The 7,768-nt window shown below is 35.2% G+C and carries 7 protein-coding genes; 4 read left to right on the plus strand and 3 right to left on the minus strand.

All coding sequences use genetic code 11. The annotated features are described in order from the left end of the window. Window positions 1–20: 20 nt before the first annotated feature. Window positions 21–2,063, minus strand: coding sequence for a methyl-accepting chemotaxis protein (locus tag ACECE_RS0205065; RefSeq protein ID WP_010244967.1), 2,043 nt, complete (start codon window positions 2,061–2,063; stop codon window positions 21–23). Between the two features lie 355 nt (window positions 2,064–2,418). On the opposite strand from ACECE_RS0205065, the gene ACECE_RS0205070 reads away from it, so the two are divergent. From ACECE_RS0205070 to ACECE_RS0205085, 4 genes are all read left to right on the plus strand, one after another. Then, a complete protein-coding gene (locus ACECE_RS0205070) occupies window positions 2,419–3,783 on the plus strand; it encodes an MATE family efflux transporter (protein ID WP_010244970.1) in 1,365 nt (454 codons plus the stop codon). Window positions 3,784–3,952: 169 nt separating this feature from the next. Beyond that, the gene (locus ACECE_RS0205075) at window positions 3,953–4,327 is read left to right on the plus strand and encodes a GntR family transcriptional regulator (protein ID WP_010244974.1); all 375 of its coding nucleotides are present in this window, start codon (window positions 3,953–3,955) and stop codon (window positions 4,325–4,327) included. Then, entirely contained in the window at window positions 4,324–5,022 is a 699-nt protein-coding gene (locus ACECE_RS0205080) for an ABC transporter ATP-binding protein (RefSeq protein WP_010244977.1), read from the plus strand. The genes ACECE_RS0205075 and ACECE_RS0205080 overlap by 4 nt, the downstream gene beginning before the upstream one ends. Further along, a complete protein-coding gene (locus tag ACECE_RS0205085; protein ID WP_010244981.1) occupies window positions 5,016–5,816 on the plus strand; it encodes a hypothetical protein in 801 nt (266 codons plus the stop codon). Before ACECE_RS0205080 ends, ACECE_RS0205085 begins: the two co-directional genes overlap by 7 nt. 148 nt (window positions 5,817–5,964) lie before the next feature. Here ACECE_RS0205085 and ACECE_RS0205090 read toward each other — a convergent pair whose 3' ends face one another. Together ACECE_RS0205090 and tnpC are read right to left on the minus strand one after the other, a co-directional pair. Continuing rightward, window positions 5,965–6,774: a VanW family protein gene (locus ACECE_RS0205090; protein WP_010244985.1), complete on the minus strand. Its 810-nt coding sequence runs from the start codon at window positions 6,772–6,774 to the stop codon at window positions 5,965–5,967. A gap of 121 nt (window positions 6,775–6,895) precedes the next feature. Beyond that, window positions 6,896–7,768 (minus strand): IS66 family transposase (gene tnpC / locus ACECE_RS0205095; protein WP_010244988.1); only part of this gene is annotated, 873 nt, incomplete at its 5' end.

A 7,768-nucleotide genomic window follows, 5' to 3' on the forward strand; every position in this document is an offset into this window, starting at 1 on the left:
TGTGAAATTTAATATTGTAGCTACTCAACACGAAATTTTGATATTGATTCACCTAAATGTTCGGCCATGTTGTTTAATTCCTTGGAGATGTTTGACAATTCTTGAGCATATACTGATTGCTGTTCAGTTGATGCAGTTACTTCCTCGGCAATTGAAGCTGTCTCCTGAGAAATAGCAGCGATGCTTTCCATGGAAGTTGCAGCTCTATCTTTTGAATCTAGAACATCTTTAATTGAATCGGATACATTATTTATACAAACTACTATATTTTCCATTGCTTTAAATATTGACTTAAATGAGTCATTAGTTTCATTAACTACAGACATTTGATCGTTTACATTGCTGTGTGCACTATAAGCTACTTTTACAGTTTCTTCTGTTTTTGCCAAAATACCATTAATAATGTTACTGATCCTGATTGACGCTTCTTTTGACTGCTCGGCAAGATTTTTAACTTCATTTGCGACTACTCCGAAGCCTTTTCCCGCCTCTCCAGCTCTTGCTGATTCTATAGCTGCATTGAGAGAAAGAAGGTTTGTCTGCTCTGCTATTCCCACAATTGTTTCAATTATATTCTTAATTTGATTTATATCCTTACTGAGTGCTGTAACGTCTTCTATTACTTTGTTAGAGGCCTTACTTGTTTTTGCTGCTTTGTTATTTAAGGTTTCTACAACTTCAAGTGCATTCTGGCTGAGTTTTTTAGTGTCTACCACTACTTCAGCCATGGCTCCCATATTACTTTCAACCTTGTTGATACTATCTGAGAGCACTCGAATACTAGAGGCACAACAATTTATTTCTGTTGCCTGTTCATAGGCATCTGCAGCTACTTGCTGGATGATTTGATCTATCTGTTTTGCAGAAAGACTGGTCTGTTCAACTGAGTTATCCATTACTGAGGAGTGTTTCAAGACATCGTTGGAGGAAACCTGAACTTTGGATATAAGAGAACTTACGTTGGATATCATGTCTTTAAAGTCTTTTACCACATCTGAAATTTCATCTTTACCATGATCCTCTATATTGGCTGTAAAATTACCATTTTTCGCTTCGTTCATAAGTATAGCTATTCTATTGAGTGGGAATGAAATACTCAAAGATATTACAAAGGATATCAGTACTGAAAGAATAATACATACAATGATAAAGATAAGCAGAGAGTTCCTGATTTTCTCCGGTTCAGTTTTAGTAAATGATAATGGTATTTTGCCTGCAACAATCCAATCAGTTCCTTCAATAGATTTATAAGAAACCAAACTATTATTAAATTCAAATACGTGTATATTAGCCTTTGCTTCTTTGTCGATTTCGTTAACAAGATTTTGCTCACTATAAACTTTTCCAAGCTCTTCTTGATTTTCTGATGAAATGACTGTACCGCTTTTATCTATGATAAAAATTTCTGAATTGCCGCCTATGTCAATATCTTTATAGACATTCATTAATGCCTCGTTTTTCAGACCTATAAATAAATAGCCCAATTTTTTGTTGGATTGCGAATCCTTAACCAATTTTGTACAAACCAAATCAAAGTTAGTATTGAATGTTGCAGTTGTCCATACAGGAGCTCCATCTCCTTTATCTGCTAGCTTAGATAATGTGTCGGTTATACCATTCATTTCACTCACAAATTGATAATCTATAGGATCACAATTTTCTATCTGAAAACGTGCAAAAGATATGTCTTTAATAAGAGTAAATTTTGTCCTAAATAAATCCTCTAAAATTTTCATAGTCTTAAATTTTTCAAAATCACTTTCTGCGGCAGATATCTTTTGCGCTTTCTGCTGAATATCCTTGTCAATAGAAATATCAATAGCTTGTTGACTGTATTTATCCAATTGCCCATCAATACTTTTGTTTACTTGTTCCATAAATTGCTCGGTATAGCTGTTGATTTTGGATTCTATTGCATTTTTTGACAAAGTATACGAAAAGACACCAACACATGCAAGCGGGATTATTGAAAGCGCTAAAAATGCCAACATTAAACGTATCTTAACTTTAGTTCTTCTCATAAAGCCGAGTTGAGAAAGCTTTTTAGCTATTTTCTGCAGCATAATTATTTCACCTCATATCAGATTTGTAATACTTCAAAGAACTTAACCAGAGTTATATTTCAATCAAGCGCCAGTTGATTCCAATAATTATCAAGAAAATGCAATCCCTAGGTTTTGTGTATATATATTTCTGCTTATTATATATCGGAAAAAACTTTTATTTGAATAGCCGTTACTATCATGTAATATATGTATATTGCAGCAGATGCAGGAATTTAAGTAGTACTACCCGATGCAATCATAGGAGTAACCGATTTATGTCATATGAAAAAACAGACGAATTCAAAGAAGGAATATCTATTCTGTGATATAATGAAAAGATATGTTACTACGAAAGGTTAGATGATACAATATTATGCATACAGCTCGAAAATACGAATTAGATATGTGCAATGGCCCACTTTTATCTAAAATAGTACTGTTTTCCATTCCCTTGATACTGACAGGAATTTTACAGCTTCTCTATAATGCTGTAAACATTGTAGTTGTTGGGCGATTTGTAGGGAGCAGTGCTCTTGCTGCTGTCGGTTCCACCACTGCACTGATCAATTTGATTATTAACCTGTTTATCGGTTTGTCTGTAGGTGCTAGTGTTGTAATGGCAAAGTATTACGGTGCAGGCCAGCAAAAAGATGCAAACGAAACAGTCCACACCGCTATTGCCATAAGCACAATCAGCGGCGTTATTCTAACCATCTTCGGAGTATTGATGGCAAAGCCTTTGCTGCAATTAATGGGCACACCAAATGATGTTTTGGAACATGCTGCGCTTTACATGAGAGTTTACTTTCTCGGTATGCCTGCATCAATGGTTTTTAATTTTAGCAGTGCTATCTTGCGTGCTGTCGGTGATACGCGCCGTCCTCTTTACTTTTTATCTGTTTCAGGCGTAGTTAACGTTGCTCTTAATTTGATGTTTGTAATTGTATTTCACATGGATATTGCTGGCGTGGCGACAGCTACAGTGATTTCACAATATATATCTGTAATATTGGTACTGATTTGCCTTATCCGATCAGATGGATGCATTAAGCTTCGGTGGCAAGATATTCGATTCTATAAGGACAAGCTTTTTGCTATTATCAGAATCGGCCTTCCTGCTGGAATGCAAGGTACCATATTTGCCATCTCAAATGTGCTCATTCAGTCATCTGTCAACAGCTTTGGTTCTCAGGTAATTGCCGGGAATACTGCCGCCATGAATATTGAAGGCTTTGTTTATATATCAATGAATGCACTCTATCATGCTGCATTAAGCTTTACCGGACAAAATATTGGAGCAAAGAAATATAACCGTATTGGACGAATTCTTGGCGTGTGTTTAATTTCAGTCACCACTGTAGGTCTAGTATTGGGTGGATTATGCCAAATATTCTCAAACAACTTGCTTGGTCTCTATACCGCAGATCAAAATATAATAGCCATCGGTATAACTAGGCTGCGCTATGTCTGTGTACTATATTTCATCTGCGGAATCATGGATGTTTTGGTAGGAAGTTTAAGGGGTATGGGGTATTCCGTGCTACCTATGCTGGCTTCTATAGTCGGTGTGTGCGGAATTCGTATCACATGGATCTATACTGTATTTGCCGCTAAACCCACGCTGCAAACATTATATATTTCCTACCCTATATCATGGGCAATCACAGCGCTTGTACATTTTATATGTTTTGTGTTAATCAGGCGAAAATTTGTCAGTAACCAAACCGAATGTATTTAGCGAGGGCTCAAAAAGCCCTCGCTTATAATGCAATAAATACAGCAGATGCAACTCAATATAAATTATCTTTTTATCAATTCTATTTCACAAAAATCAATTGACAAATGCTTCCCCCTTATTGTATTATTGTATTAAGCGCTTAATACAATAATACAATAGAGGTGATAAAATGCCTTGGGATTTAAAATCTGACCGTCCTATTTATGCCCAGTTAGTTGAGGTAATTGAACTCAAAATTTGTTCAGGTGTCTATGAACTTGGTTCTAAGCTACCGTCAGTTCGTGACTTGGCACAGGAAGCTTCAGTTAACCCAAACACTATGCAAAGAGCTATGACTAAGTTGGAAGAAGACGGATTATTACGTACTAACCGAACAAGTGGAAGGTTTATAACGGAGGATGCAAATATGGTTAAACAATTGAGAAATAGAATAGCCAAAGAAGAAATAAATCAATTGTTCGAAAAAATGAAGATTTTAGGATTCGAAAAAAAAGAAATTCTATCTGTAATAGCAACAATGTTAGAGGAGAGTGAGAATAAATGAGCAGTTTACTAACATGTAAAAATCTCTCAAAAAGCTTTGGTATGAAGAAAGCCATAGATAATATAAGTTTGGATATTAATAAAGGAAAATTTATAGGACTCCTAGGTCCTAACGGTAGTGGAAAAAGTACATTTATTAAACTTTGTAACAATTTACTTACCCCCACGAGTGGCGAACTTCTTATTGGAGGGTTTAAGCCAGGTGTTGAAACCAAAAAGATTGTATCGTATCTTCCTGAAAGAACTTATCTGAATGATTGGATGAAAGTTTCTCAAATTATTGACTTCTTTAAAGATTTTTATGAAGACTTTAATTCAGAAAAAGCTTACGATATGCTTAAAAGACTTAATATCAATCCCAATGATAAGCTTAAGACCATGTCAAAAGGTACTAAGGAAAAAGTTCAGCTTATTTTGGTAATGAGCCGTGAAGCCCAACTTTATCTGCTTGATGAACCAATTGGCGGTGTTGATCCGGCAGCCAGGGATTATATTCTTGATACAATTATCAGTAATTATAATGAAAATGCGACTGTAATCCTATCTACTCATCTTATATCAGACATTGAAAAAGTTCTTGATGAAGTAATTTTTATTAAGGAAGGCAAAATAGTACTTACAAAGACTGTTGACGAGATACGTGATGAATCTGGAAAATCTATTGATGCTTTGTTTAGGGAGGTATTCAAATGTTAAATAAACTTATAAAGTATGAATTCAAGGCGACAGCACGCATATTTATTCCCCTGTACATTGCCTTAATGGCATTTGCGATTATTAACAAGTTTTCTATTAACATACTAAACGAAACATCAACCGCATTAAATTTTAGAAGTATAATTGGTATCGTTAGTATGTTTGCATATATCTCTTTGATGGTTGGAATTCAGGTTATTACCTTTGTAGTTCTGGTTCAAAGGTTCTATAAAAGTCTCCTCGGCGATGAAGGTTATCTTATGTTTACAATACCAGTTAAACCATTGCAGCATATTTTATGCAAATTATTCACTTCAATGGTATGGCTTGTATTAAGTGGCCTTTCCGCGCTATTATCGATTTTAATTATAATGCCTAACAATGCTTATATGGATATGCTGCAAGTAATCCCTGAAGCTGTGGGGCAAGTGTTTGATTACTTCGGCTCAAGTACAATCTTTATTGGGTTTGAATCTATAATTATATGTATTTTAAGTGTCTCATCAGGTATATTAATGGTTTATGCTGCCATTTCCCTTGGACACTTGTTTAGCAAGCATAAACTTCTGGCTTCTTTTGGTATGTATCTTGCTCTTAGTACTGCTATACAATTTATTCAGGTTCTTTTTATGGTTGTATTAGGAAACAGCTTATTTAAGGAGTTTTCAAGTATGCCTACATTATCCCAAATACAAATAATTTTAATAAGCATATTTGCTTTTTTATTTATTGTTACAGCAGGGTGTTTTATTATTACTAAATATATTTTGGATAAGAAATTAAACCTTGAATAACATTATACTTTGTTCAAAATAGGCATATTAAAAACTCCGGGACATCGAGTCCCTCCGTTTTGCCTCTTTTATTTCACTTTAACAGGCTAAATCAAAAGGACTAACTTACATATCAAGTAAATTAGTCCTTTATCATGTTTATTTTATATTAATTCTTATTTTCCAAAAATGGTTGATACATCATAATGGCATGATTTTCCGTAACAAGCGCTTCAACTTCATAACCCTGTGGATAAAATACTCTCTTATATATTTCATTATGCCTTATATATCCCCCCCAAAACTCATGCGTAATATGATGATTTTTCTCATACACTTCGTATGTTTGTTCAATCTCTGAAGATGCTCTCAATTCTCCATATAAATATTCGTCATCCAAATAAATTATCAACTGAAAAGTCATACCTGTTCCGTTATATATCTGCAAATCCCTATAGTTATATACACATGTAGCTCCACTTCCAAAGGGAAGCTTTCTGTTGGAGTCAGGAAAAACATCAAAGCTATGTCTATGCCTTTCAACAACTTCCAAAGGACTATGCAAAGTCATCCAATAAATAAGATTTGATAATTGACACAAACCTCCTCCAACTCCAGGCTTAAAACCTCCATTATAAAGAACCATTCCATCTAAATATCCCTTTCTTTTATCAGGTTTACCTATAAGTTTCCAATAGGAAAAGGTTTCTTTCGGCTTTATTATTATTTTGTTGATACATTTAGATGCTATCTTTAAATTAACTACTTTATTATACTGCATCCACATTTCAACATTTTTGAGCTTTCTCAAAAGAGGTGTCCTATGTTGATAAACCAAGTAAGGCAAATAGTTTTCATCCTTGTTCGCTGAATACTTTTTATTATTTAAGCACCACTCAAAATATCTTGTATAGGTATACCAAGCTTTTCCCAATGCTATCCTGTACTTGCTTCTTTTTATAGGTTTCATATTAATCATCACTCACCAACTCCCCCGGCATAAAAAAATTGTAAAATACAGCTTATTAACTCAAAACTCTGTAAGTGCTTCAAAAGATGACGTCTAGCTATATCACGATCATTGCGATAAGCTAATGGTGTCATTTTTTGAAGCACTTTTTATGTTTATGATTCAGCCTGCATTCTTCCGGTAAATCCTTTGACCAAGGCAGGTACTTGTCCAGAAGTTCTGGGTGGTTTTTAAAATCTGTATTAGGCATTGCTTCAAGGATATATTTTAGATACTCATACACGTCCAAAATATTTGCTTTGGCAGATTCCACCAATGTATAAAGGATCGCATTAGCAGTTGCTCCCCTTGGAGTGTCAGCAAAAAGCCAGGCTCTTCTTGCCACGGCATATGGTTTGATATTTGCCTCACAAAGATTGTTTGAGATGGGAAGTCTTCCGTCTTCTAGAAATGTTTCGAGATACTTTTTCTGATTCTTAGCATAATTTAGAGCTTTTGTCAGGTTCTCATTTGTAGTAGAAATTGCAGAGGTCTCTTCAACCCATGACCAAAAGGCATCAAGAATGGCGCGTGACGCCTCCTGACGCTTCTCTTTCTTTTCGTCATATGACAGTTCCTTTATCTCATCTTCCACTTTGAAGAGAAGATTGATGAATTCCCTTCCTTCAGCTCCTTTGGAACCCGAGATCTCTTTTCCTTTATTGTCCAGCGGAATACTTTCTATGAAATAGCGTCGACAATGAGCCCAACAAAGATTTCTTTTAATGTTCTCCGCTTTCTCATAAGCACTATACGCATCCGTGGTTAGATATCCATGAAACCCTTGTAATAGTTGCTTTGCAACATCACCGCTTCGGCTTCTGGAATAGTGGAAGAAAGCTGCCTTGATCTCTTCACAAGCTGCACTTCGCATGACCCACATGAAAGAATCACTGCTAGCTTGTTTGCCTTCTTCCTTATTACACTGGATTCTTGTTTCATCCATGTGAAGGACTTCGCATTT

Source organism: Acetivibrio cellulolyticus CD2, assembly GCF_000179595.2.
In the GTDB taxonomy this organism is placed as follows: Bacteria; Bacillota; Clostridia; order Acetivibrionales; family Acetivibrionaceae; genus Acetivibrio; species Acetivibrio cellulolyticus.

Coding starts and splice junctions, on each gene's coding strand:
- ACECE_RS0205065 (WP_010244967.1), bottom strand. CDS start 2,063: ATGCTGCAGAAAATAGCTAAAAAGCTTTCTCAACTCGGCTTTATGAGA.
- ACECE_RS0205075 (WP_010244974.1), top strand. CDS start 3,953: ATGCCTTGGGATTTAAAATCTGACCGTCCTATTTATGCCCAGTTAGTT.
- ACECE_RS0205085 (WP_010244981.1), top strand. CDS start 5,016: ATGTTAAATAAACTTATAAAGTATGAATTCAAGGCGACAGCACGCATA.
- ACECE_RS0205070 (WP_010244970.1), top strand. CDS start 2,419: ATGCATACAGCTCGAAAATACGAATTAGATATGTGCAATGGCCCACTT.
- ACECE_RS0205090 (WP_010244985.1), bottom strand. CDS start 6,774: ATGATTAATATGAAACCTATAAAAAGAAGCAAGTACAGGATAGCATTG.
- ACECE_RS0205080 (WP_010244977.1), top strand. CDS start 4,324: ATGAGCAGTTTACTAACATGTAAAAATCTCTCAAAAAGCTTTGGTATG.